Origin of the sequence: Streptomyces sp. NPDC057950 (assembly GCF_042887295.1) — a bacterium.
GTDB lineage: Bacteria > Actinomycetota > Actinomycetes > Streptomycetales > Streptomycetaceae > Streptomyces > Streptomyces kaempferi.
The window spans coordinates 55,597-79,784 of the sequence record NZ_JBHVPP010000013.1 but is presented as its reverse complement, the minus strand read 5'-3'; the positions used below and the strand labels follow the sequence as shown (position 1 = coordinate 79,784).

The window sequence follows — 24,188 nt, the reverse complement described above, 5'->3', positions numbered from 1 at the left end:
ACGTTGGCGTAAACCGCACCGCGAGTCCCGTAGCGGATCCGCGGCGCGGTGACAGCAACTCGACGACTGGCTATCGGAGCGATCATGGCAATCCAGCAAGGCGCCACGGACACGTGGACCAAATCCTCGTACTCGACCGGCAACGGCGCATGTGTCGAGGTCAAGTCCCCGGTTCTCGCGGCGATGGCCGTCCGGGACTCCAAGGTCCCCGGGGGTCCCACGCTGGCGTTCCCCGCGAACTCGTGGAACACCTTCGTGGCAGAGGTGAGCCGGGGGGCTTTCGACCTCGCCTGATGCATCGACATCTTCGCCGACACCCACAACTGCACGGACCAACCGCATACGCACCACAGACAGAGCCCTCTCGACTGGCCCGCCGTCCCGGCCGAGGGGGCTCGGCCCTTTTCCGGGGACTTACCCGCGGGTGCGCCCCGTTCAGCGCAGGAGGTCCACGTACCGGTCCGTCCCCGGCACCGTGGGAATGAAGGGCGCCACCAACTCCACCTTTCCCAGGCCGGCTTCGGCGACCGCGGTCTCGTGACCGGCGAAGTGCCCCTCCCAGCACTCCCGTGGATCCGCCTCCAGGAACCACAGCAGGGTCAGCCGGGTGTCGACGCCCTCGACCTGTTTCACGTACGTCATGCGGTCGCCGGGGAGCGGGGTGGGGCGGAAGACCGTGACCATGGCGGCCGGGGAGTGCGCGAGCCGCCGGGGAAGGTGGCGGGAGCGCAGCCACTCCAGCAACTCGGCCCGCTGCCCCGGCCCTTCGGAGTCGATGACCTCCAGGACCAGCCCGGCGTAGGGGTGGTCGAGGGCGTGGAGGTCGCGGGGGCCCGCGGCGCCGTCCCGGTACACCGTCGCCTCGTGGTCCTGGAAGGCCGTGAAGACGTGGGTCCGGTCCTGGTACACCCGGCCGTCGCGGTTCAGACGCTTGTTGATCCCGACGGTCCACTTCATGTGGTCGTCGTAGCGGCCCTCGGTGACCCAGTACGTCGACAGGTAGCAGCCGGCGGTGACGGGCTGGGCGACCGCCGACTTCTCCGGCGCGCGCAGGAGTTGGAGGTCGCGGGTGGCGACCCAGCGGCGGCCCGCGTACATCCAGGGCATGGCCATCGCGCCGGCGTAGTAGTGGTCGTCCTCGTACCAGCGGTTGTACGCGTACTCGTGACCCGGGTGCGGCTCGACCATGGTGATCAGCGCGTGGCCCGGACGCACTCCGTACGGGCCGAGGGCGGCCAGTTCCGCGTACACCTCGCTGCGGGTGTCCTCACTCACGTCGTTCCCCTTCCTTCCTCCGCCGGTCGCCCATACTCTGACGCCCCGTCAGACAAAGCGCCAGAGCCGCGGCGCCCGCGGTGAACGAACCGAAGGGGCGCGCCGGCCCGGGGCGGACCGAGCCGCAAGAGGGAGGGGAGGACCGCGATGTCACAGCTCGCGGGGAAGACGGTGGTCGTTTCGGGGGTCGGCGCCGGGCTCGGCCATCAGGTCGCGGCCGCTGTCGTGCGCGACGGGGGGAACGCCGTGCTGGGGGCGCGCACAGAGGCCAATCTGGCCAAGTCCGCGGCCGACCTCGACCCGGACGGCGCGCACACCGCGTACCGGGCGACGGACATCACGGACGAGGCGCAGTGCGAGGCGCTGGCCGCGCTGGCGACGGGGCGGTTCGGGCGGATCGACGCGATCGTCCATGTCGCCGCCTGGGACAGCTACTTCGGCGGTCTGCAGGACGCGGATTTCGCCACCTGGCAGTCGGTCATCGACGTGAACCTGCTGGGCACCCTGCGGATGACCCGCGCCTGCCTGCCCGCGCTGAAGGTGTGCGGCGGCTCGGTCGTCATCATCGGGACGCAGTCGTCGGTGGCCGCCCCGTCACAGGTGCGGCAGGCGGCGTACGCGGCCTCGAAGGGTGCGCTGACGAGCGCGATGTACTCCATGGCGCGGGAACTCGGCCCGCACCGGATCCGGGTCAACACCGTGCTGCCGGGATGGATGTGGGGGCCGCCGGTGGAGGCGTACGTCCAGTTCACCGCGTACACCGAGGGCGTACCGGAGGCGGACGTCCTCGAGCGGCTCACCGAACGGATGGCCCTGCCCGAGCTGGCCACGGACGGGGACGTCGCGGACGCCGCGGTGTTCCTGGCCTCCGACCGGGCGCGGGCGATCACCGGGCAGTCCCTGCTCGTGAACGCCGGCGAGATCATGCGTTAGCCGTACCAGTCCCGCCGTCCCTTCCCAGCCGTACGGGACCCGCATCCCGTACGCCCGTCGTCACCTAGGTCGTCCTGTCGATGTGCTGGCGAAGTGCCCGCTCATGGTGTGGTCCCCGTCACGGACACGACAACAGCCCGGGGGGTAAAGTAGAGGCAAAATCGTTCTGCTTTCTGATCTGCGTTCATATGCGTGACCGCGAAGGGTCTTGACCGCCCCCTCCGAACGGCGGTTCAATCCCCGAAGTCCCCGCACCCGCACGGGGGCGCCGCCCTTCCCCAGGCTCTCGGCTCCGCCCGAGCAGGGGGGACCCATGCGTACTGGCGAAGTGCCGTCCGGTATCTGCAGGTTCACAAGGCGGACCCCTGGAGGGGGCACATGAACGGTCTCGACTGGGCCGTCCTGGTCGCGTACTTCGGCGTCATGACCGCGATCGGCTTCTGGTCCCACAAACGCGTGGACGACGTCAGCGACTTCTTCACCGCGGGCGGCAAGATGCCGTGGTGGCTGTCCGGCATCTCGCACCACATGTCGGGCTACAGCGCGGTGATGTTCACCGGGTACGCCGGCATCGCGTACACGTACGGCATCACGTCCTACGTCACCTGGGCCCTGCCCATCGCCATCGGCGTGCTGCTCGGCGCCAAACTCTTCGCGCCCCGGCTGAACCGCCTGCGGTCCCGGCTGCACGTGGCCTCACCGCTCGAATATCTCAAGGACCGCTACAACATCTCGACCCAGCAGGCACTCGCCTGGTCCGGCATCCTGCTGAAGATCGTGGACGTCGGCGCGAAGTGGGCGGCCATCGCCACCCTGCTGAGCGTCTTCACCGGGGTCACGCTCACCCAGGGCATCCTGATCACCGGCGGCATCACGGCCGTGTACTGCACGATCGGCGGGCTGTGGGCCGACGCGCTCACCGAACTCGGCCAGTTCATCATCCAGTTGCTGGCCGGGATCTCGATGCTGGTCATCGCGCTGAACAAGATCTCCGACCAGGGGGGTCTGTCCAAGGCGCTGGACTCGCCCAAGCTGCACGGCCACGCGAACGGCTTCGCGGGTCCCTACCTGACCGTCTTCTTCATCGCGTACCTCTTCATCAAGCTCTTCGAGTACAACGGCGGCATGTGGAACCAGGCCCAGCGCTACATGGCGACGGGCAGCGCGAAGCAGGCCACGAAGTCGGCCTTCCTCTCCGCGGGACTGTGGTTCGTCTGGCCGGTGATCCTCTTCATCCCCATGTGGCTGTCGCCGCTGCTCGTCACGGCGAAGAAGCCGGACGGCTCCGACGCGTACGGTCTGATGACCGAACAGCTGCTCCCGCACGGGCTGTTGGGCCTGGTGGTCGTCGGCTTCTTCTCACACACGATGGCCATGTGCTCCTCGGACGCCAACGCCATCGCCGCCGTGTTCACCCGGGACGTCGCGCCCGTCCTCTCCAAGGCCGCGCGGGCCTGGGACACCCGGGCCGGACTGATCGCCGGACGCGTCACGACCGTCGCGTTCCTCGGCCTGTCGATGGCGGTGGCCACGCAGGTCAACTCGCCCACCTTCAAGGACATCATCACGGTGGTCATCAAGTGGGTGGCCGGTCTGATGGGTCCGATCGCGATCCCGTTCATCCTGGGACTGCTGCGGCCGTTCCGGAAGTCCGGGCCGACGGCGGCCCTCACCAGCTGGGCCTGCGGTCTGCTCGCGTTCTTCTTCGTCAACTACCACCTGGACTTCTCCCAGCGCACGGACGTGAAGCTGGAGTACCAGGTCTCCCTCCCGATGGTCGTCTCCCTCGTCCTGTACATCCTCATCGGCCTGATCAAGCCCGAGGACACACCGGAGCGGGACGCGATCATCGAGAAGATCAACACGGACGACGACGGGGACGGGACCGCCGCGGTGGCGATCCCGGCCCAGACGGACGGGGCGTCGGCCAGCCCGTCGGGCGTCTGAGGACACCCCTCCCGGCGCCCGCGCGCGCTGCTCGATGACCGACCCCGGGGACGGCGTTCCCGTACGTCCCCGGGGACGGCGTTCCGTACGCCCGGGGACGGCCCTCAGGCCCGCGGATAGCGGGCGAGCCACCCGGGGGACGACGCTCCGGGCCCGTGCAGCGCGGGCCCCTGCGTCATCTCCATCGCGAAGTCGTCCGCGAGGACCAGCATCGTGGGACGGCCCTCCAGCTCGGCCAGCCAGGCCGGCGGAAGGGCCGTCTCACCGTGCAGCGCGCCCAGCAGACCCCCGGTCAGGGCCCCCGCCACCGCGGAGCGCCCGCCGTGGTTCACCGCCAGACACAGCCCGTGCCGGATGTCCTCCCCGACCAGCGCGCAGTACACGGCGACCGCGAGCAGCCGCTCCGCCGAGCCCTCCCCCGCCAGTTCCTCCACCCGGGCCGGCGACGGCATCCCCTGCCGGACGGCCCCCAGCGCGTGCTGCAGGGCGTCACTGACGGCCTCCTGCCCCGGCCGCGCGGCCAGGATGGCGAGCGCCCGCTGCACGGCGCCGTCGAGGCTCTCGCCGCGTGCCAGCGCGTGGACGATGACCGCGTACGCGCCGGCCGCGAGATACGCCGTGGGGTGCCCGTGCGTCTGCGCGGCGCACTCGACGGCGAGCTGCACCACCAACTGCGGCTCCCAGCCGACGAGCAGTCCGAAGGGCGCGGAGCGCGCGGCGGCCTCGGGGCCCAGCTCACCAGGGTTCTTGGGCGCGTCCAGCGTGCCCATGGTCTCGTCGCCGAAGCCGGTCAGACAGGCCCTGGCGGGGTCGCGCCGGGCGTACAGCCACTCCTCGCGGGCCAGCCAGCCGTCGTCCGTGCGGCGCTCGTCCGGACCCCAGTCGCTCTGGGTCGCCGCCCAGCGGCGGTACGCGCGGTGCAGGTCGGTCGGCGGATGCCAGGCGCCGGTGTCGCGGCGCACCTGCGCGCGGACGAGGCCGTCGAGGGTGAAGAGCGTGAGCTGGGTGAGATGGGTGACGGTGCCGCGGCGGTCGTGGCCGACGGCGAGGTCGTTCAGCCCCTCGGCGCCGTGCTCCTGACGGATCTCCTCCAGGGTGAGCCCGTCGAGCGGTGTGCCCAGGGCGTCGCCGACAGCCGTGCCCAGCAGGGTTCCACGGACCCGGCTGCGGAAGTCCTGCTGTTCGGCACGGCCCCAGACGGCACCGGCTGTCGCACCCACCCAGACCTCCCCAGGCACCGTCCGCACGTCCGACAGCTCAGCACTGTAATCGACGGTGAACGGTCCGTTCAGGGCGCGGAACGGTATGCGAAGTGTGACCCGAGAAAACCAAGTGATCGCTTATGAACGCCGTTCGGTCGGCTTCTCCCGGATCATTCGGGGCGCGGTCCTTCGGGACGCGGGGCGGACCCGGCCGCCCGCGCCGCGGCGACGCCTTCGACGAGCGGCGCGAGGCGGTCCCGGTCGGCGCCGGGCACGTGCAGCAGGTCGTCGAGCACGCGGGACAGGTCGTCGAGGGCCGGTCCGTCCGGCAGGCCCCCGGCACGGGGTCCCAGGGCGTGGTCCAGGTCGAGGCGGGCCTCGTCGTGGCGTCGCAGGGCGATCAGGGCGCGGGCGCGGCACAGCAGCACCGGTACCTCGTCGGGCCGCAGCGCCTTCGCCCGGTCGGCGTCGGACAGGGCCGCGGCGGGATCGCCCAGCCCCAGGCGGAGCTCGGCCCGGTGGCGCAGTGCCCAGGCGTACTCCGGCACCAGGGCGATGGCCCGGTCCAGGTCCGCGAGGGCCTCGGCGGGCCGGCCGAGACCGACGTGACAGACGCCCCGGCTCGCGTACGCCGACGCGTGCTCGCCGTCGATGCCGATGGCCCGGTCGTAGTCGGCCATCGCCTCCTCGTGCCGGCCGGCCGAGCGCAGCGCGTCACCGCGCTCGCACAGCCCCCACCCCCAGTCGGGCAGCAGGCGCAGGCCCCGGTCGAGGTCGGCCAGCTGCCGGGCCGGCTCGCCCAGCCCCCGCCACACCCTGGCCCTGCGCCCCAGCGCCCAGGGGTAGTCGGGCTTGAGTTCCAGCGCGCGGTTCAGATCCGCGAGGGCTTCGGCGAGCTGTCCGAGGCGCTGCCGGGTCGCTCCCCTCGACGCCCAGGCGAAGTGGTACGAGGGGTCGAGTGCGATCGCCCGGTCCAGATCGCCGATCGCGTCGGCGTCGTGGCCGAGAATGCGGTGGTACTCGCCGCGTACGGAGATCGTCTCGGCGTCGTCCGGGGCGAGCGCGGCGGCCCGGTCCAGGTCGGTGATGCCGTTCTCGTGGTCGCCCAGGCCGTTGCGGCCGAGGGCCCTGCCGCGGTAGGCGCGCGCGAGGCCGGGATCGAGGGCGATGGCCCGGTCGTACTCCGCCAGCGCCTCCTCGTACGCGCCGCCGTGCCGCAGCGCGCTGCCCCGCACCACCCGGGCGAGCGCCTGCCGGTGTTCGTCCAGCCCGCCGCGGTCCAGCAGCGCCCCGAGCGCCGCGGCCACCCCGCCGTCGGCGAACGCCTCCGACAGGGCCCGCCCCCACGTCCGTACGGGCTCCGCGTCCGCGTCCTCGCCCGCCTCCGCGAGGACGCGCGCCCAGCGCCGGGCGGAGACGTCACCACCGTCGCAGGCGTCCACGAAGTCCCGCAGCGCGGCGGGCAGCGCGGTCCGGGCGTTCGCGCACAGCAGGTGGTAGGTCTCCGCGAGCCGCAGCTCGCGCCAACCCTCGTCCGCCCACAGCTCCCCGGCTTCCCGGCCGTCCTCGGTCTCGGTCTCGGCCCGCCACCGGCCGAAGGTCTCCGCGAGCCGGGCGTGCCGCCGCGCCCACCCTCGGGGCGAGCGCAGCCGCTGCAGGCGCAGCATCGGGGCCCGTACGACGTCGTGGTACTGGACGCGGTCCCCTCGGTCGCTGACGAAGGGGAGGCCGCGCAGCCAGCCGAACAGCGCGTCGGCCTCGTCCTCGGGGCAGTGCGCGGCGGCCCGGAAGACATCGGCGTCCAGCCTCCTCGGCAGGGCGCAGGCCAGGGCCGCGGCGCGGCGGACGGGGTCCTGTTCCCACTTCAGGAAGCGCTCCACGGCCGTCGCGCTGGGGTCGCCCACGTCGTCGGGCCCGGTGGGACGTCCGGCGGCCAGGGTGGACACCAGCACCGGCAGTCCGCCGGTGAGCCTCAGCACCTCCTCGACGACCGGTTCGGCCACCACTCCCCTGTCCGCGAGCAGGGACCGCGCCTCGGCCTCCGTGAAGGGCCCCAGCGGTACGTCGGCGACGAAGTCGGCGAAGCCGCCCCAGCGGGCGGTGTCGAAGGGGCGCTGTCCGGCGGTGACGACCACGACGTTCGCCGGGAGGGCGCCGTGCCGGTCGGTCGTCATCACCTCGTGCAGCCAGCCGTCGAGGAAGGGCGCGGTCCGCTCGTAGGTGTCGAAGAGCAGGACGAGCCAGGGGGCATCGGCGGCGACGGACGCCAGCTCGTCGAGCAGGACCGGGGTGAGGACCCGCTCCGGTGACTGGACCAGCCTTACGTCCTCCTGGCTGCGCAGCCGGGCGCCGATCCCGGTCCTCAACCAGTCCGCTCCGTGGGCGAGTTGGTTCGGGTCGAGGGCTCCCGCGAAGGCGCCGACGCCGGGCAGCAGGCCGAGCCCGACGAGGCTCGCGCGGGCGGCGGCCAGACTCGCGGGCGACGGCGGGGACGCCGGGGGTTCCGGCGTCTCCAGCGCTGCCGCCTCGGCTTCGAGACGGCGTTCCCGATGGGTGGCAAGGAGCCGGTCGAGGTCCTTGAACCGGTACCCCTGCCGGGCGAAGCGCTCGCTGACCGCCGCCATCGCCTCGGGCACGCTGCCCGCGCCCTCGTCGACGTACGCGGTCAGCGCCCCGCGTTCCCGGGCGAGCTGTTCCAGCTCCCGGACAAGGAAGGTCTTCCCGACCCCGGCGTTCCCGTGCACATGGAACAGGAACCGGTGCCGCTCGTCCTCCGGCGACAGCTCGAGGTTCTCCCGGAACGCGGCCCGTTCGGCGCCGCGCCCCACGAACCCCTGCCGTCTGCGCTGCCGGATCAGCTCCTGCATCGACGGCCGCCCCCGCACCATCCGCCCGTTCCCCCCGTCACCGTCCGCCCGGACCGGGCTCCAGTCTGGCGCAAGCCGCCGGGATCGACGTGGGTCCGGCCTCGACGGGCGGAGCCGTCACTCGACCACCGAGACGGCGGTCCCCTTGGTGCCGAACTGCCAGACCGCGTCCCCGTCGGCGCTGTGCATCCGGATCGCCCCGGTCCGGGTCCCGGCCGAGGGCTTGGGCGAGGAGCCGTCCTGGGCGTTGGAGAACGCGATCGAGACGCCGGAACTGACGGTGAAGTAGACGATGTTCTCGACCTTCGTCCCGTCGGTCCCCGTCTTCGAGGCGACGGTGGACGACACCGCGTACCGGCCCGGCGCGGGGCTCACCGTGCCCGGCCACACCGTGAAGCTGCGGCGGGCGGCGCCGGCCGCGTCGACGAGCCACACCCGGCGCTGAGCGAGGGAGTAGACGATGCGGCGGCCCGTGCCCGAGCCGTCGGGGACCGCGACCGGTGCGCTCTTCCTGGGCGGGGCGGAGGGGTGCGGGCTCGCCGACGCCGAGGGCTTCGCCTTCGGGGCGGCGGCGAGCGGGTGTGCCCCCTGGTCGGCCTGCGCGGCCAGGGCCGTGACGCCGACGAGCGCCGCCGCGGTCAGACCGGTGACCCAGACCCAGGAGGGAAGCCGTCGGGCAGGCACGGACACGCAACTCCTCAGCTCATGAAGCTTCCGGCTGACGAAGCTTCCGACCCTCGACCGAGGGTCGGATCATCGTACTGCGAGCCATGGCCCCCCAACGCCGACCCCGGACGCCGGCCCCGGACGCCCCGGCCCCTGGAGGCCCGACCCCCGGTACGCCGGTCCGGGGGCCGCTCACCGCCGCCACCGCCGGGTCCCTCACTCCAGCACGGGAAGCAGTTCCGGCAGGTGGCCGTCCGACGCCGCCGCCGCACGCTGCCGCTCCTCGGGCACCTCGCCGTACAGGGTCGTCCGCGGCTTCGCCGGGCGCCCCGCCGCCTCCGCGACCGCGACGAGGTCCTTGACGGACTTGTACGAGCCGTACGAGGACCCCGCCATCCGCGAGATGGTCTCCTCCATCAGCGTGCCGCCGAGGTCGTTGGCGCCGGAGCGGAGCATCTCCGCCGCGCCCTCGGCACCCAGCTTCACCCAGCTGGTCTGGATGTTGGGGATGTGCGGGTGGAGCAGGAGGCGGGCCATGGCGGTCACCGCGCGGTTGTCCCGGACCGTCGGGCCCGGCCGGGAGATGCCCGCCAGGTACACCGGTGCGTTGGTGTGGATGAAGGGGAGCGTCACGAACTCCGTGAAACCGCCGGTCCGCTGCTGGATGCGGGACAGGGTGCGGAAGTGGCCGAGCCAGTGCCGGGGCTGGTCCACATGGCCGTACATCATCGTCGAGGACGAGCGGATGCCCAGCTCGTGCGCGGTCGTGACGACCTCGATCCAGGTAGCCGCGGGCAGCTTCCCCTTGGTCAGGATCCAGCGGACCTCGTCGTCCAGGATCTCCGCGGCGGTGCCGGGGATGGTGTCGAGGCCCGCCTCCTTGGCCGCGGTCAGCCATTCGCGCACCGGCATCCCGGTGCGGGTCGCGCCGTTCACCACCTCCATGGGCGAGAAGGCGTGCACATGCATGCCGGGGACCCGCTCCTTGACCGCCTTCGCGATGTCGAAGTAGGCGGTGCCGGGCAGGTCGGGATGGATGCCGCCCTGCATGCAGACCTCGACCGCCCCCACGTCCCAGGCCTGGGCGGCCCGGTCGGCCACCTGGTCCAGGGACAGGGTGTAGGCGTCGGCGTCCGTACGGCGCTGGGCGAAGGCGCAGAAGCGGCAGCCGGTGTAGCAGACGTTGGTGAAGTTGATGTTCCGGGTGACGATGTACGTGACGTCGTCGCCGACGGCGGACCTGCGGACGTCGTCCGCGATGCGGCACAGGGCGTCCAGGGCCGGTCCGTCCGCGTGCAGCAGCGCGAGCGCCTCGTCGTCCGTCAGCCGCGTCGGGTCGTCGGCGGCCGTCGCCAGCGCGGCCCGGACGTCGGTGTCGATGCGGGACGGCACCATGCCCGGGGCCGCCGCCTCCCGCAGCGCCTCCCAGTCGCCGTAGACGAGGTCGAAGTCCTCGCGGCGGTCGCCGGTGCGTCCCTCGGTGTCGATCGACGTGTGCAGGTCCGTACGCCCCGACGCCGTGAACGCCTCCTCGGGTTCCTGCCAGGGGTGCCCCTCGACGACGGCGTCCGGCAGTGCCAGGCCCGTCTCCGGGTCGGCCAGTGCCCGTACGTGCGGCAGCAGCCGCGGGTCCAGCCAGGGTTCGCCGCGCCGCACGAACTCCGGGTACACGCAGAGCCGTTCGCGCAGTTCGAAGCCGGCCGCGCGGGACTGCTCGGCCAGCTGGTCGATCCGCGGCCACGGCCGCTCGGGGTTGACGTGGTCGATGGTCAGCGGGGACACCCCGCCCCAGTCGTCGATCCCCGCGCCGATCAGCCGCCCGTACTCGGAGTCCACCAGGTTGGGCGGCGCCTGGAGGCAGGCCGCCGGTCCCATGATGTGCCGGGCCACGGCGACCGCGGCGACCAGCTCGTCCAGTTCCGCGTCCGGCATCCCGCGCATCGCGGTGTCCGGCTTGGCGCGGAAGTTCTGGATGATCAGTTCCTGGATGCCGTGGTAGGCGCGGGAGACGCGGCGGAGCGCGAAGAGGGAGTCGGCGCGCTCCTCGTACGTCTCGCCGATACCGATCAGCAGCCCGCTGGTGAAGGGGACCGAGGAGCGGCCCGCGTCCTCCAGCACCCGCAGCCGTACGGCGGGTTCCTTGTCCGGCGAGCCGTGGTGAGGTCCGCCGGGCTCGCTCCACAGCCGGGTGGCCGTCGTCTCCAGCATCATGCCCATGCTCGGCGCGACGGGCTTGAGCCGCTGGAAGTCGGTCCAGGACATGACGCCCGGGTTGAGGTGCGGGAGCAGTCCCGTCTCCTCCAGGATGCGGATGGAGATGGCCCGCACATAGGCGATCGTGTCGTCGTACCCGTGCGCGTCCAGCCACTCCCGTGCCTCGGGCCACCGGTCCTCGGGCTTGTCGCCGAGGGTGATGAGGGCTTCCTTGCAGCCGAGTTCGGCACCGCGCCGGGCGATGTCGAGGACCTCGTCCGGGGACATGAACATCCCGTGCCCGGCCCGGCGCAGCTTGCCCGGGACGGTCACGAAGGTGCAGTAGTGGCACTTGTCCCGGCACAGCCGGGTGAGCGGCACGAACACGCTCTTGGAGTACGTGATGACGCCGGGGCGGCCCGCGGCGTCGAGGCCCGCGTCACGCACCCGCGCGGCGGACGCGGCGAGGTCGTCGAGATCCTCGCCGCGCGCCTGGAGCAGTACGGCCGCCTCGGTGACGTCGAGCGCGACGCCGTCCCGCGCGCGCCTGAGCGCCCGCCGCATGGAGTTCGCCGTCGGCCCGGTCCCGGGAGTCGCGGAAGTCGTCATCCTTCGAGCATACGATCGCCGTGATCAGGCACTGGAGGGCGCGGGCGGGCGGATTCCCCGTCCGGGCCGACCGGCCGCTTCGCCGAAAGCTGTCGATCCCCTTCCCTTGCGGCATCGTTCACTGTCGACCACCAGGGCCGTACGGGATACACCCGCACACCCTCCGCACCACCCGTGTCAGCGACGACACCCTGGGAACGGCAGCATGTGCGCGGCCGAGCGGGACGACGGCATGGCCAGGAGCGCGCTGTTCGTGACGGGAGCGGCCGCGGCGCTTACGTTGGGAAGCGTGACCTTCGCGAGCGGGGCCGGAGCGGCCGGCCGTACCGAGACCCGGACGGTGTCGGGCACCCTGCCCGTCGGTGCGCCGGACTTCGTGTACCTCCCGTTCGAGGTCCCGCGCGGGGTGCGGGAGATCCATGTCGCGTACGCCTATGAGAGGCCGTCGGTCCCGGCGGGCGCGGCGGGCAACGCGCTCGACATCGGCCTCTTCGACGAGCGCGGCACGGAGCTGGGCGGCGAGGGCTTCCGCGGCTGGTCGGGCGGGGCGCGTACGGAGTTCTTCGTCCGGGCGGACGACGCGACCCCCGGATACGTCCCCGGCCGGATCCGCCCCGGCACCTGGCACGTCGCGCTCGGCCCGTACACGGTGGCACCGCGGGGCCTGTCGTACGAGGTCACCCTCACGCTCACGTACGGGGAGCAGGCCACGACCCCGGCCCCGGTGTACCCCCCGGCGCGCGCGAAGGGCCGCGGGCGAGCCTGGTACCGGGGCGACTGTCATCTGCACTCCTGGTACTCGGACGGCCGCCGCACGCCGGCGGAGATCGCGGCACTGGCCCGGGCGGCGGGCCTGGACTTCATCAACAGCTCGGACCACAACACGCACTCCTCGCATCCGCACTGGGCGGACCAGGCGGGCGACGACCTGCTGATCATGCTCGGTGAGGAGGTCACCACGCGCAACGGCCATGTGGTGGCGCTCGGCACGGACCCGGGCACGTTCGTCGACTGGCGCTACCGCGCGCGCGACAACCGGTTCGGCCGTTTCGCGCGCCGGATCCGCCGCGCGGGCGGCCTGGTCGTCCCGGCGCATCCGCACGCCACCTGCATCGGCTGCGGCTGGAAGTTCGGGTTCGGGGAGGCGGACGCGGTCGAGGTGTGGAACGGCCCGTACACGCCGGACGACGAGGTGGCCCTCGCCGAATGGGACAACGCGCTGGTCTCGTCCGTCCGTTCGGAGTCGCGGGCCTGGCTCCCGGCGATGGGCAACAGCGACGCCCATCGGGACCCGGACGCGGTCGGCACGCCGCAGACGGTGGTCCTCGCCGACGACCTGACCCGGGAGGCCGTCCAGGAGGGCATCCGCGCGGGCCGCAGTTACGTGGCGCAGTCCAAGTCGGTGGCGCTGGCGTTCACCGTGTCCGGCCCCGCCGGTGAACACGCGGGTATCGGCGGCCGGTTGAAGGTGGCGGCGGACGCTCCGGTCACGGTCCGCCTGGAGGTCACCGGCGCCCCGCGCTGCACGGCCCGCTTCGTCACCGACGAGGGGGTCCTGTTCACCGGTGACGTCCTGCCGGTCTCCGGCTCGGGCACGGTGGAGTGGCGGACGACGGCGCAGTACGCGGCCTACGTACGGGCCGAACTGCGGCACGAGACGGCGGCGGGCCCGGTCCCCGGAGCACTGGCCGCGTTCACCAACCCGATCTTCCTGGGCGCCTGACCGGCGGGGCTCACGCGTGACCGAGGGCCGACAGGACCACCATGAGGACCATCAGCGCGCCCAGTCCCACCCCGGCCGCCTTCGCACCGCCCCGGGACAGGAAGATCCCGGCGACCGTCGCCAGAGTGACCAGCGGCACGCCGGCCAGGGCGAGCAGGACCAGCGCGTCCGTGGAGCCCGTTGTGCGCACGCCGTCCTGGCAGGTGTCGCAGGCGACGGCGAGCAGCGGACCGAAGGTCGCGACGAGTGCGCCGGTTGCGAGTACCAGCGACGCGAGGACGGTCAGGACGGCCCACTCGCAGGGGGTGCGCCGGGCTCGGGTGGTGTGGGTGTCTGCCATGTCGCCGACGCTACGGAGGGCGGGGAACGGCGGGCATCCGTCGCCGTACTCAGGCCGCGGGGGCCCGGCACCCGAGTAGCGTCGCTACGGCTGTTTCGGCGTCGTGTTGGAGAGCCGGTCGAGCCACTCCCCCAGCAGGGCGGACTCGGCGGGGGTGAAGGCCGCGCTGGGGGTCTGCCGGAGGAGCGCGCCGAGGCGGGTGGCGGTGGCGGGGACCGGTGCCTCGCCGGTACCGGCCGTCGACTCGCCGGCCGTCCCGGTGCCGGGCGTCCCGGTGCCGGGCGTCCCGGTGCCGGGCGTCCCGGTGCCGGGCGTCCCGGTGCCGGGCGTCCCGGTGCCGGGGGCGGTGTCCGCCATCACCTCCGGTACGAAGACCGCGGTGTGCACGGCGTCCCGTACCCGGCGCGACAGGGTCCTGTCGTCGAAGGTGGCCGGGCGGGAGACCAGCATCAGGCAGACACCCACGTTGGCGGACATGATCATCTGTGCGGCCAGTTCGGGGGCCAGGCGCAGTTTGCCCTGCTCGGCCGCTCGCCGGAGGTCCTCGGTGAGGATGCGGTGGGACTCGAGGGCCGCGGCGGGCGGGGTGCGCATCGCCGGGGAGTTCATCAGCCGGTAGAGGTTGGGGTTGCGCAGGGCGAAGTCGGTGTGGGTGTCCCAGCCGTCGCGCAGGTCCCGGACAGGATCCGTGCCGGGGGTGCGTTGGCGCTTGGCCGTCAGGTACTGGTCGAAGCCGTGGTCGACGACCGCCGTCAGCAGGCCCTCCTTGTCCCCGAAGTGGCGGTAGAGCGCCGGGGCGCCGACCCCGGCGGCCTCGCACACCGCCCGGGTCGAGACGTCACCGTCCGGGGACTGGGCGACCAGGGCGGCCGCCACCTCCAGAATCCGTGCCTTCGTACTCACGGGGGCGACGGTAGCGGAGGTCACGCGGCCCCCTCGCGCAGGGCCGGGCCCGTGGCCGGACGCGGGCGCGGGACCGGGCGCGGCGTCAGCAGGTCCTCCAGGCCGATCCGGGTCAGGAACTCGGCCCGGACGCGGTCCGCGACCCGGCTGACCTCCTCCGAGCCGTCGTCGGCCGGGTCCACGTGCACCCGGAAGGGCCGCTTCCCGTCCGGGGCGCCGACGACCTCGACGACGGCGTCGGCGACGAGGGACGCGTCCGCGTCGGCGGGCGCCAGGGCCGCGAGGCGCTGGGCGACCTGGTCCGTCAGGCCCGCGTAGCGCTCCTCGTACGCCCGGATCACCGTGATCCCGGCCGGCCGGCCGCCGTTCGCGAAGTGGTCGGTGCCGGAGGTGAAGGCGCCCGGCACCACGATGCTGGTCTCGATGCCGAAGCGGGCCAGCTCGGCGGCGTACGACACGGCGAGCGCGTCCATCGCGGCCTTGGCGGCGAAGTACGGCGCCAGGTACGGCGGGGTGCCGCCGCGCGAGGAGGTCGAGCCGACCCACACGAGCAGGCCGTGCCCCTGGGCGCGCAGGTGCGGCAGCGCGGCCCGGTTGACCCGCTGGGTGCCGAGCACGTTCGTGTCGTAGACAGCGGCCAGTTCTTCGGCCGTGAAGGCCTCCGCGGGTCCGGTCACCATGTGCCCGGCGTTGTGCACCAGCACGTCCAGGGTGCCGGTCCGCGCCAGCACCTCGGCGATCGCCGCGTCGGCCGACTCCTGGGAGAGGACGTCGAGTTCGACCGTACGGAGGTCCACCCCGTACGTGGCGGCGTACTCCTCGGCGACGGCGACCCGCACGGCGTTGCGGCCGGCGGTGTCGCGCATCGCCGCGTACACGGTGTGACCGGCGCGGGCGAGGGCACGGGCGGACAGTGCGCCGAAGCCCGAACCGGCGCCGGTGATGAGGATCGTCCTGCGCGGGACGGGGACGGCGCGCGGATCGGTGTCCATGGCGGAACTCCTTGGAAGGCGAGGGGGTGGGTCCGGCGGGGTGGGCCGAGGGGATCAGATGATTCCGCCGTTGGCGCGGAGCACCTGCCCGTCGACCCAGCGGCCGTCCGGGCCCGCGAGGAAGGACACGACCCCGGCGATGTCCTGGGGGGTGCCGAGGCGCTCCAGCGGGGGCTGGGCCGCCGCTCGGGCGATGGTCTCCTCGTCCTTGCCGTCCAGGTACAGCGCGGTGGCGGTGGGGCCGGGGGCCACCACGTTGACGGTGACGTCCCGGCCGCGCATCTCGCGGGCGACGATCAGGGTCATGGCCTCGACGGCGCCCTTGGTGGCGGCGTAAGCGCTGTAACCGGGGATGGCCAGCGCCAGCACGGAGCTGGAGAAGTTGATGAGGGCGCCGCCCGTACGCAGCCGGCGCACCGCCTGCTGCCCGACGACGAACGTGCCGCGCACGTTGGTGCGGTGCATCCGGTCCAGGGCGTCGAGGTCGAGGTCGGCCAGCGGGGCCAGGGTCATGACCCCGGCGGCGTGGACGACGACGTCGACACCGCCGAAGCGTGCCTCCACCGCGTCGAAGAGGGACGCCATCGCGGTCTCGTCGGCGACGTCCGCGCGCAGGGCGAGGGCCTCGCCGCCCGCGTCGGTGATCGCGGCGACGGCCTTGCCGGCCTCTGTCTCGTTGCCCGCGTAGTTGACCACCACGGTGTATCCGTCGGCGGCCAGCCGCTCGGCGGTCTCGCGGCCGATCCCGCGCGATCCGCCGGTGACGACCGCGACGCGCGGGGAGGTGCCGGTCCGTTCGGTCATGACGTTGCTCCTCGACCTTCGGGGGTAGCGGTGTTCGCAACCCGACGAGAGCAACGCTAACACTCATGCGATAGCGACGCTACCTTTCGCGGTAGCGGTGCTACGGAGCCTAACCGTCACCTCCACCGCCCAGGGGTCACCCCGGCCACACGAGGGCCTGCACCTCGCTGTAGGCGTGCAGGGCGTAGGAGCCCACGTCCCGCCCGACACCGCTCTTCTTGAACCCTCCGAAGGGCGCCTCCATGTTGCGGCCCACGGTGTTGATCCCTACCCCGCCCGCCCTGAGCCGCCGGGCGACCCGGAAGGCGCGGGCCACGTCGCCCGACCAGACGTAGTCGATCAGCCCGTAGTCGCTGTCGTTGGCGAGCGCGATCCCCTCCTCCTCGTCGTCGAAGGGCACGACCACGACGACGGGCCCGAAGATCTCCTCGCGGACCACGCGCATGTCCGCGGTGCAGTCCGCGAGAAGCGTGGGCGCGACGTAGAAACCCCGGTCGCACGGCGGCCGTTCGCCCCCCGCGACCACCCGGGCGCCCTCCTTCCGGCCGAGTTCGACGTACGCCTCGACCCGGTCCCGGTGGGCCGCCGAGATGACCGGCCCGACCACCGTCCCCGGCTCCCGCGGATCCCCGACCGTCAACCGGCCCGCGAACGCGGCGAGTTCACCGACCAGCCGGTCGTACACACCGCGCTGCGCGAGCACCCGGGTCGGCGCCGTACAGATCTGTCCGCTGTAGAACGAGTACGTGGTGCCGATCCCGGACACCGCCGAGCCGAGGTCGGCGTCGTCGAAGACGAGGGCCGCCCCCTTCCCGCCCAGTTCCATCAGCTGCCGCTTCATCCCGCGTCCGCACACCTCGGCGATACGCCGGCCGACGGCGGTCGAGCCGGTGAAGCTGACCATGTCCACGTCCTCGCAGTCCACGGCCGCCTCCCCGGCCTCCGCCCGCGAACCGCTCACCACGTTGAGCACCCCCGGTGGCACGCCCGCCTCCTCCAGCGCCTCCGCCATCCGGTACACGGACAGCGGATCCTGCGGGGCGGGCTTCACGACCACCGTGTTCCCCATGGCGAGCGCGGGGGCCACCTTGCCCGCCGGATTGGCCCAGGGGTTGTTGTACGAGGTGATGCAGGTGACCACGCCGACGGGCTGGCGCACGGCCAGGGCGCCCATCACGGCCGCCCGGCCGAACGGCCCCGCCTCGTTGATCTGCGGCGGCAGCGGCTGCTCGGCGGACTCGACCCGGGCGTAGCGCCGGAAGCGGGCGGCGCCCACTCCCACCTGCATCCCGCGCGCGGTCGCCGTCGTGGCACCGCTCTCGGCCGCGGCGAGTTCGGCGTACGGGAGGAAACGGCGCTGGATGACGTCGGCCGCCCGGCCGAGCACCGCGGCGCGCTCCTGCGGGGGCGTCCGGGACCAGGGCCCGAAGGCCTCGCGGGCGGCGGCCGCCGCCGCCCGCACCTGGTCCCGGGATGCCTCCGGCGCCCACCCGACGAGCCCCTCGGTCGCCGGGTCGGTCACCGCGTAGTGCCCGTCGTCGGGCGCGACCCACGAGCCGCCGATGAACAGCCGCTGCGCCTCGGCCCCCGGGCCGCTCCCGATGGCGCCGCTCACCGGGTGCTCACCGTCCTCGTGTCCCGCCCGGAGCGGAGCACCTTCCCGGGGACGGCGCCGGTCACCGTGTCGTCGCGGATCGTCTCGACCCCGTTGACCCACACCGCCCGCACGCCGATCGCCTTCGAGTCCAGCCGCGGGCTGTCACCCGGCAGGTCGTGCACCAGGGTGGCCTTGCCGGCGTCGATCCGCTCGGGGTCGAAGAGCACGAGGTCCGCGTGGAAGCCCTCGGTGACACGACCGCGCTCGCGGAGTCCGAAGAGCCGGGCCGGGTCGTCCGTGAGCATCCGCACGGCCCGCTCCAGCGTCACCAGCTTCCGCCCGCGCAGACAGTCCCCGAGGAACCGGGTCGTGTAGGGGGCCCCGCACATGCGGTCCAGATGGGCGCCCGCGTCCGAGCCGCCGAGCAGCACGTCCGGGTGCCGCCAGGTCTCGGCGCGCAGTGACCAGGAGTCGGGGTCGTTGTCGGAGGGCATGGGCCACAGCACGGTCCGCAGTTCGTCGGCGGCGCAGATCTCGACCAGGCACTCGAAGGGCTCCTGGCCGCGCTCGGCCGCGATGTCCCCGACCACCCGGCCGGTGAGCCCCTCGTTGGCCGCGCTGTAGGTGTCGCCGATGACGTACCGCCCGAAGTGCGCGAGCCGCCGGAAGACACCGGCCTCCTTCGAGCCGGCCCGGCGCAGCATCTCGGCCCGTACGTCCGCGTCGCGCAGCCGCGCGATGCGCTCCGGCACGGGCAGCGCGAGGACCGGTCCCCAGCCGGGGATCAGGTTCAACGCGCAGAAGGTGCCCAGCGACATGTTCATCGGGGTGAGGATCGGCATGGTGAGTGCCACCACCCGGCCGCCCGCCTTCCGTGCCCGTTCGCTCGCCAGCAGCTGTCTCGGCACCCGTTCCGGCACGGCGGCGTCGATCGTCAGCACGTTCCAGTTCAGCGGACGGCCTGCCACCGCGCTCATCTCGGCGAAGAGGTCGATCTCCGCGTCGCTGAACTGATCGAGGCATCCGGCGGTGATCGCCTCGATCTGGGTGCCCTCGTGCTCCCCCACCGCCCGGCTGAGCGCCAGCAGTTCGTCGGGTCCCGCGTGCCGGGAGGCGACCGGTTGCCCGTCGCCGTCGGAGTGGGTGGAGGACTGGGTGGTGGACAGGCCCCAGGCGCCGGCGTCCATCGCCTCGTGGAACAGCGTGAGCATGTCCGCCAGTTGGTCCCCGGTCGGCCGGCCGCCCACCGCGTCGGCGCCCATCACGTACCGCCGCAGCGCGCAGTGGCCCACCATGAACCCGGCGTTGACGGCGATCCGCCCCTCCAGGGCGTCCAGGTACTCGCCGAAGGTGTGCCAGTTCCAGGGCGCGCCCTCCTCCAGGGCGACCAGGGACATGCCCTCGACCCTGGACATCATCCGCCGTGTGTAGTCGGCGTCCTCGGGCCGTTCGGGGTTGAGCGGGGCGAGGGTGAAGCCGCAGTTGCCGCCCGCGACCGTGGTGACGCCGTGGTTCAGGGACGGGGTCGCGTACGGGTCCCAGAAGAGCTGGGCGTCGTAGTGCGTGTGCGGGTCGACGAAGCCGGGGGCGAGGACGAGACCCGTGGCGTCCTCGCTCGTCCGGGTCGGCTCGGTCACCGTGCCGATCACGGCGATCCGGCCGTCCCGGATCCCGACGTCGGCCCTGCGGCCGGGCGCGCCCGTGCCGTCCACGACGGTCGCGTCCCTGATGACGTGGTCGAGCATGGCCGACCCCCTTCAGGAAGCCTGGCGGAACCGGGTGGTCCGGTGCACCGGGTCCGTGTCGATCTCGGGAATCACGTGCCGGCCGATCAGCTCGATGGTCTGGAGGGTGTACTCGCGCGAGACCCCGACCGGCAGGCCGAAGGAGAGCTGGTCGGCGCCCGCCTGCTCCCACCGCTTGCACTGGGTGAGCACCTCGTCCGGGTCGCCGCAGATCAGCAGTTCCTCGGCGATCAGCAGCTCGATGAACTCCTCGTTGTACTCGGGGAGGGTCTCGGGCCAGACGGGGAAGCCCTCGGGGCGCGGGAAGGTGTCGTGGTAGCGGAAGACGAGGGAGGGCAGGTAGTGCAGGCCGCCGCTGACGGCGATCCGGATGGCCTCGTCGTGCGTGGGCGCGCAGATCGCGGTGGTCGTCACCATCACGTTGTCGTTGACGAAGTCCCCGACGGGTTCCGCCTCGACGACGGCCGTCTTGTACTGCTCCAGGACCCATTCCATGTCGGAGACCTTCTGCACGCTGAAGCCGAGCACGCCCAGCCCCTTGCGGGCGGCCATCGCGTACGAGGGCGGCGAGCCGGCGGCGTACCACATGGCGGGGTGCGACTTCCCGTACGGCTTGGGCAGGATCTTGCGCGGCGGGAGCTGCCAGTGCTTGCCCTGGAATCCGGGGTACTCGTCCTGGAGCCACATCTTCGGGAACTCGGCGATGGTCTCCTCCCAGATCTCCTTGGTGTAGTTCATGTCGGTGACGCCGGGGATGAAGCCGAGGATCTCGTGGCTCCCGGCGCCCCGGCCGCTGCCGAACTCGAAGCGGTTGCCGGTGAGGTGGTCGAGCATGGCGACCTTCTCGGCGACCTTCACCGGGTGATTGACCTGGGCGAGCGGATTGAAGATGCCCGACCCGAGGTGGATCCGCTCGGTCGCGTGCGCCAGGTACCCGAGGTAGACGTCGTTGGCCGAGAGGTGCGAGTACTCCTCCAGGAAGTGGTGCTCGGACGCCCAGGCGTACTTGAAGCCCGACTTGTCCGCCTGGATGACGTACTCGGTCTCCTCCATCAGCGCCTTGTGCTCCGCGAGCGGGTCGGTCTCGGCGCGCTTGCCGACGTATCCCTGTACAAAGAGCCCGAATTCCAAGGAGGTTCACCGTCCCCACATCCGTATCTGACATTCCGTCAGATCTACTGTCCGCCGACTGTCGCACCGGGCCCCCGAGGCGTCAATAGCTGACGGCTCGTCAGATGACGCTGACGCCCGCCAGCCAGCCGCCGTCGATCACGAACGGCTGGCCCGTGATGTACGAGGAGTCCTCGCCGGTGAGGAAGAGGGCGAGGCGGGCCACCTCCTCCGGCCGACCGATCCGGCCGAGCGGCACGAGCTTGCGGTACAGCTCGTCCAGCGCCCGGGAGGTCGCAGCGCTGTCGGCGGGCTCGGCGTCCGGGTCGAGCTGGGCGGGGTTGCTCATCGCCGTGTCGATGGCACCCGGGCAGACCGCGTTGACCCGGATCTTCTTGGCCGCCAGCTCCAGGGCGGCCACCCGCGTCAGACCCACGATGGCGTGCTTGGTCGCGGCGTAGGCGCCCACGCACGCCATCCCGGTGAGGCCCGCGTAGGAGGCGGTGTTGACGATCGTGCCCCCGCCCGCGCTCGCGATCTCCGGCGCGACCGTCCTGATCCCGAGGAAGACCCCCACCTGGTTGACCTGCACGACCTGCTGGAACTCCTCCAGCGGGGTGTCGACCAGCTCGTTGAAGCGCAGGATGCCGGCGTTGTTGACCAGCCCGTCGATCCGCCCGTACGCCTCCTTGGCGTGAGCGACCGCAGCACGCCAGTCGTCCTCCTCGCGCACGTCGAGGTGGACATAGCGTGCGCCGATCTCCTTGGCCAGCGCCTCCCCCTGGTCGTCGAGCACGTCCGCGACGACGACCCCGGCGCCCTCCCGCACGAAGAGCCGCGCCTCCTGCTCGCCCTGCCCGCGCGCCGCACCGGTGATGAGGACGACGCGTCCGTCCAGCTTGCCCATGTCCGTCTCCCTGGGTCGTGTCCGACAATCCGCGCCGCCCGCCCGACCGGAGGGGCGGCCCCGGCGGTTCAGCCGAGAAGGGGCGCCACCTCGGCGCCGAACGCGGCCATCTGATCGACGAGTTCGCCGCTCCCGCGCGACCGGAACCGCACCTGGATCTGGTCCACCCCCATCGCGCGGTACGCCCGCAGCGACTCGGCGAGGGCCTCGGGCGGCCCGCTGAGGGTGCGCCGCCCGACCTCCCAGCCGGGCTCACCCACGTACAGGGGCTCGGTGATGGCACCGACGGTGAGCGGTTCGCGGACGCCCGCCTCCTCGCGCAGCCGCCGCAGCGTGGCGATCTGTCCGGGCAGCCGTTCGCGCGGGTCGCCCTGCGGCAGCCAGCCGTCCGCCTTCAGCGCGGCCCTGCGCACGGCGGCGGGCGAGGAGCCGCCGACCCACAGGGGCACGCTCCACTGCGCCGGCCGGGGCCGCTGGCCGAGCCCCGAGAAGTCGTACAGCTTCCCGTGGTGCTCGGGGAACTCATCCTGCCCCAGCGCGGCCCGCAGCGCGTCGATCGACTCGTCCAGCACGGCACCCCGGTGCCGGAAGTCGGCCCCCACCGCCTCGAACTCCTCCCGCACGTGCCCGGCGCCGACCCCGAGGATCAGCCGTCCGCCGCTGAGGTGGTCGAGGGTGGCGTACTGCTTGGCCGTGACCAGCGGGTGCCGCAGCCCGACGACCGCGACATGGCTGAGCAGCCGTACCCGCTCGGTCACACCCGCCAGGAAGGCGAGCGTGGCCACCGGGTCGTACCAGACCGTGCTCATGGCGTCCGCGAGCCGGCGCGGGACGGCGACGTGGTCGCAGCACGCGACGTACGCGAAGCCTGAGCGGTCGGCGGCACGGGCGATCCCGGCGAGCTCCGCGGGACCGGCCCCGGCCTCCCACCCCTCGGCGTAGAGGGTGCTCTGCGACTGCACCGGGAGCTGGATGCCGTAGCGCAGGGACCGGTCCGCGGCGCCGTGCGCCCGGGGCCCGTCCCCGTTCAACGGGCACCGCCCGGACCCGCCCACAGCCCGTCCTGCGTCAGCCCCAGCAGCTCGATCGCGTTGCCCCGTACGATCCGCTCGACCACGTCCGGGTCGAGGTGGCCCATCTGGGCCTCGCCGACCTCGCGGGACTTCGGCCAGGTGGAGTCGGAGTGCGGGTAGTCGGTCTCGTACAGGACGTTCGCGACGCCGATGGAGTCGAGGTTCCTGAGCCCGAAGGCGTCGTCGAAGAAGCAGCCGTACACATGGCCGGCGAAGAGCTCGGACGGCGGGCGGTGGACCTTGTCCGCCACGCCGCCCCAGCCCCGGTTCTCCTCCCAGACCACGTCGGCGCGTTCGAGGATGTAGGGGATCCAGCCGATCTGGCCCTCGGCGTACATCACCCGCAGGTTCGGGAAGCGCTCGAACTTGCCGCTCATCAGCCAGTCCACCATCGAGAAGCAGCAGTTGGCGAAGGTGATGGTGGAACCGACGGCGGGCGGGGCGTCGGCCGAGGTCGACGGCATCCTGCTGCTGGAGCCGATGTGCATGGCGATGACGGTGCCGGTCTCGTCGCAGGCCGCGAGGAAGGGGTCCCAGTCGTCGGTGTGCACGGAGGGCAGGCCCAGGTGGGGCGGGATCTCGGAGAAGGCCACCGCGCGCACACCGCGGTCGGCGTTGCGGCGCACCTCGTCCGCCGCGAGCGCCGGGTCCCACAGGGGGATGAGGGTGAGCGGGACGAGACGCCCGGCGGCCGCCGGACCGCACCACTCCTCCACCATCCAGTCGTTGTAGGCCCGCACCGAGAGCAGCCCCAGTTCACGGTCCTTGGCCTCGGTGAACGTCTGCCCGCAAAAGCGCGGGAAGGTGGGGAAGCACAGCGCGGACTGGACGTGGTTGACGTCCATGTCGGCGAGCCGTTGCGGGACGTCGTACGAGCCGGGCCGCATCTGCTCGTACGTGATGACCTCCAGGCGTATCTCGTCCCTGTCGTATCCGACGGCGGTGTCGAGGCGGGTGAGCGGCCGGTGGAGGTCCTCGTACACCCACCAGTCCCCGACCGGTCCGTCGTCACCCGGCGCGCCCATCACCGGGGCGAACCGGCCGCCGAGGAAGGTCATCTCCTTCAGCGGCGCGCGGACTATGCGGGGCCCGGTGTCCCGGTACCTCGACGGGAGGCGGTCCCGCCAGACGCCCGGGGGCTCCACGGTGTGGTCGTCCACCGAGATGATCCTGGGAAAGTCGGAGGCGGTCGAAGGGGTCTGGGTGGTCTCCATACGGCCCACGGTAGCGCTGATCTGACGACCCGTCAGCTCTCTGGAAGCGCTCCCGGAAACCGGCGACTCTGTGCGAACGTGTGCGGAG

At 72.6% G+C, this 24,188-nt stretch carries 19 protein-coding genes; 4 read left to right on the top strand and 15 right to left on the bottom strand.

Annotation, left to right across the window (positions count from 1 at the left end):
• Positions 1-84: 84 nt before the first annotated feature.
• The gene (locus ACFVTC_RS22050) at positions 85-294 is read left to right on the top strand and encodes a DUF397 domain-containing protein (protein ID WP_390129493.1); all 210 of its coding nucleotides are present in this window, start codon (positions 85-87) and stop codon (positions 292-294) included.
• A gap of 141 nt (positions 295-435) precedes the next feature.
• On the opposite strand, the gene ACFVTC_RS22045 is transcribed toward ACFVTC_RS22050, so the two are convergent.
• Entirely contained in the window at positions 436-1,275 is an 840-nt protein-coding gene (locus ACFVTC_RS22045; RefSeq protein ID WP_390129491.1) for a hypothetical protein, read from the bottom strand.
• Positions 1,276-1,422: 147 nt separating this feature from the next.
• On the opposite strand from ACFVTC_RS22045, the gene ACFVTC_RS22040 reads away from it, so the two are divergent.
• Positions 1,423-2,208, top strand: coding sequence for an SDR family oxidoreductase (locus ACFVTC_RS22040; protein ID WP_390129490.1), 786 nt, complete (start codon positions 1,423-1,425; stop codon positions 2,206-2,208).
• Between the two features lie 378 nt (positions 2,209-2,586).
• The gene (locus tag ACFVTC_RS22035; protein ID WP_390129488.1) at positions 2,587-4,155 is read left to right on the top strand and encodes a sodium:solute symporter family protein; all 1,569 of its coding nucleotides are present in this window, start codon (positions 2,587-2,589) and stop codon (positions 4,153-4,155) included.
• A 104-nt stretch (positions 4,156-4,259) separates the two neighbouring features.
• Here the strand turns inward: ACFVTC_RS22035 and ACFVTC_RS22030 are convergent, their stop codons facing one another.
• The 4 genes from ACFVTC_RS22030 to ACFVTC_RS22015 form a co-directional block, all read right to left on the bottom strand.
• The gene (locus ACFVTC_RS22030) at positions 4,260-5,375 is read right to left on the bottom strand and encodes an ADP-ribosylglycohydrolase family protein (RefSeq protein ID WP_390129487.1); all 1,116 of its coding nucleotides are present in this window, start codon (positions 5,373-5,375) and stop codon (positions 4,260-4,262) included.
• 152 nt (positions 5,376-5,527) lie between these two features.
• On the bottom strand, positions 5,528-8,224 hold the full coding sequence (locus ACFVTC_RS22025) for a tetratricopeptide repeat protein (RefSeq protein WP_390129485.1): 2,697 nt from the start codon (positions 8,222-8,224) through the stop codon (positions 5,528-5,530).
• A 117-nt stretch (positions 8,225-8,341) separates the two neighbouring features.
• Positions 8,342-8,914 carry a hypothetical protein gene (locus tag ACFVTC_RS22020; RefSeq protein ID WP_390129484.1) on the bottom strand — a complete coding sequence of 191 codons (573 nt, stop codon included), beginning with the start codon at positions 8,912-8,914 and terminating at the stop codon, positions 8,342-8,344.
• A 192-nt stretch (positions 8,915-9,106) separates the two neighbouring features.
• On the bottom strand, positions 9,107-11,692 hold the full coding sequence (locus ACFVTC_RS22015; RefSeq protein ID WP_390129482.1) for a bifunctional FO biosynthesis protein CofGH: 2,586 nt from the start codon (positions 11,690-11,692) through the stop codon (positions 9,107-9,109).
• Between the two features lie 205 nt (positions 11,693-11,897).
• On the opposite strand from ACFVTC_RS22015, the gene ACFVTC_RS22010 reads away from it, so the two are divergent.
• Positions 11,898-13,415: a CehA/McbA family metallohydrolase gene (locus tag ACFVTC_RS22010; RefSeq protein WP_390129480.1), complete on the top strand. Its 1,518-nt coding sequence runs from the start codon at positions 11,898-11,900 to the stop codon at positions 13,413-13,415.
• A gap of 10 nt (positions 13,416-13,425) precedes the next feature.
• On the opposite strand, the gene ACFVTC_RS22005 is transcribed toward ACFVTC_RS22010, so the two are convergent.
• The 10 genes from ACFVTC_RS22005 to ACFVTC_RS21960 form a co-directional block, all read right to left on the bottom strand.
• Positions 13,426-13,755: a hypothetical protein gene (locus ACFVTC_RS22005; RefSeq protein WP_390129478.1), complete on the bottom strand. Its 330-nt coding sequence runs from the start codon at positions 13,753-13,755 to the stop codon at positions 13,426-13,428.
• A gap of 84 nt (positions 13,756-13,839) precedes the next feature.
• Positions 13,840-14,658 (bottom strand): TetR/AcrR family transcriptional regulator, encoded by an 819-nt coding sequence (locus ACFVTC_RS22000; protein WP_390129477.1) that lies wholly within the window; start codon positions 14,656-14,658, stop codon positions 13,840-13,842.
• 20 nt (positions 14,659-14,678) lie between these two features.
• Complete coding sequence (locus tag ACFVTC_RS21995) at positions 14,679-15,650, bottom strand: SDR family NAD(P)-dependent oxidoreductase (protein ID WP_390129475.1); 972 nt, start codon at positions 15,648-15,650, stop codon at positions 14,679-14,681.
• 54 nt (positions 15,651-15,704) lie between these two features.
• Positions 15,705-16,454, bottom strand: a complete 750-nt coding sequence (locus tag ACFVTC_RS21990; RefSeq protein ID WP_390129473.1) for an SDR family oxidoreductase — start codon at positions 16,452-16,454, stop codon at positions 15,705-15,707.
• A 136-nt stretch (positions 16,455-16,590) separates the two neighbouring features.
• Positions 16,591-18,069 carry an aldehyde dehydrogenase family protein gene (locus ACFVTC_RS21985; protein WP_390129471.1) on the bottom strand — a complete coding sequence of 493 codons (1,479 nt, stop codon included), beginning with the start codon at positions 18,067-18,069 and terminating at the stop codon, positions 16,591-16,593.
• A complete protein-coding gene (locus ACFVTC_RS21980) occupies positions 18,066-19,796 on the bottom strand; it encodes an amidohydrolase family protein (RefSeq protein ID WP_390129469.1) in 1,731 nt (576 codons plus the stop codon). The genes ACFVTC_RS21985 and ACFVTC_RS21980 overlap by 4 nt, the downstream gene beginning before the upstream one ends.
• Before the next feature lie 12 nt (positions 19,797-19,808).
• Positions 19,809-20,927: an LLM class flavin-dependent oxidoreductase gene (locus ACFVTC_RS21975; RefSeq protein WP_381240401.1), complete on the bottom strand. Its 1,119-nt coding sequence runs from the start codon at positions 20,925-20,927 to the stop codon at positions 19,809-19,811.
• A 100-nt stretch (positions 20,928-21,027) separates the two neighbouring features.
• Positions 21,028-21,813: an SDR family NAD(P)-dependent oxidoreductase gene (locus ACFVTC_RS21970; RefSeq protein ID WP_390129467.1), complete on the bottom strand. Its 786-nt coding sequence runs from the start codon at positions 21,811-21,813 to the stop codon at positions 21,028-21,030.
• A gap of 68 nt (positions 21,814-21,881) precedes the next feature.
• The gene (locus ACFVTC_RS21965; RefSeq protein ID WP_390129465.1) at positions 21,882-22,844 is read right to left on the bottom strand and encodes an LLM class F420-dependent oxidoreductase; all 963 of its coding nucleotides are present in this window, start codon (positions 22,842-22,844) and stop codon (positions 21,882-21,884) included.
• Entirely contained in the window at positions 22,841-24,100 is a 1,260-nt protein-coding gene (locus ACFVTC_RS21960) for an amidohydrolase family protein (RefSeq protein ID WP_390129462.1), read from the bottom strand. Before ACFVTC_RS21960 ends, ACFVTC_RS21965 begins: the two co-directional genes overlap by 4 nt.
• Positions 24,101-24,188: the final 88 nt, after the last annotated feature.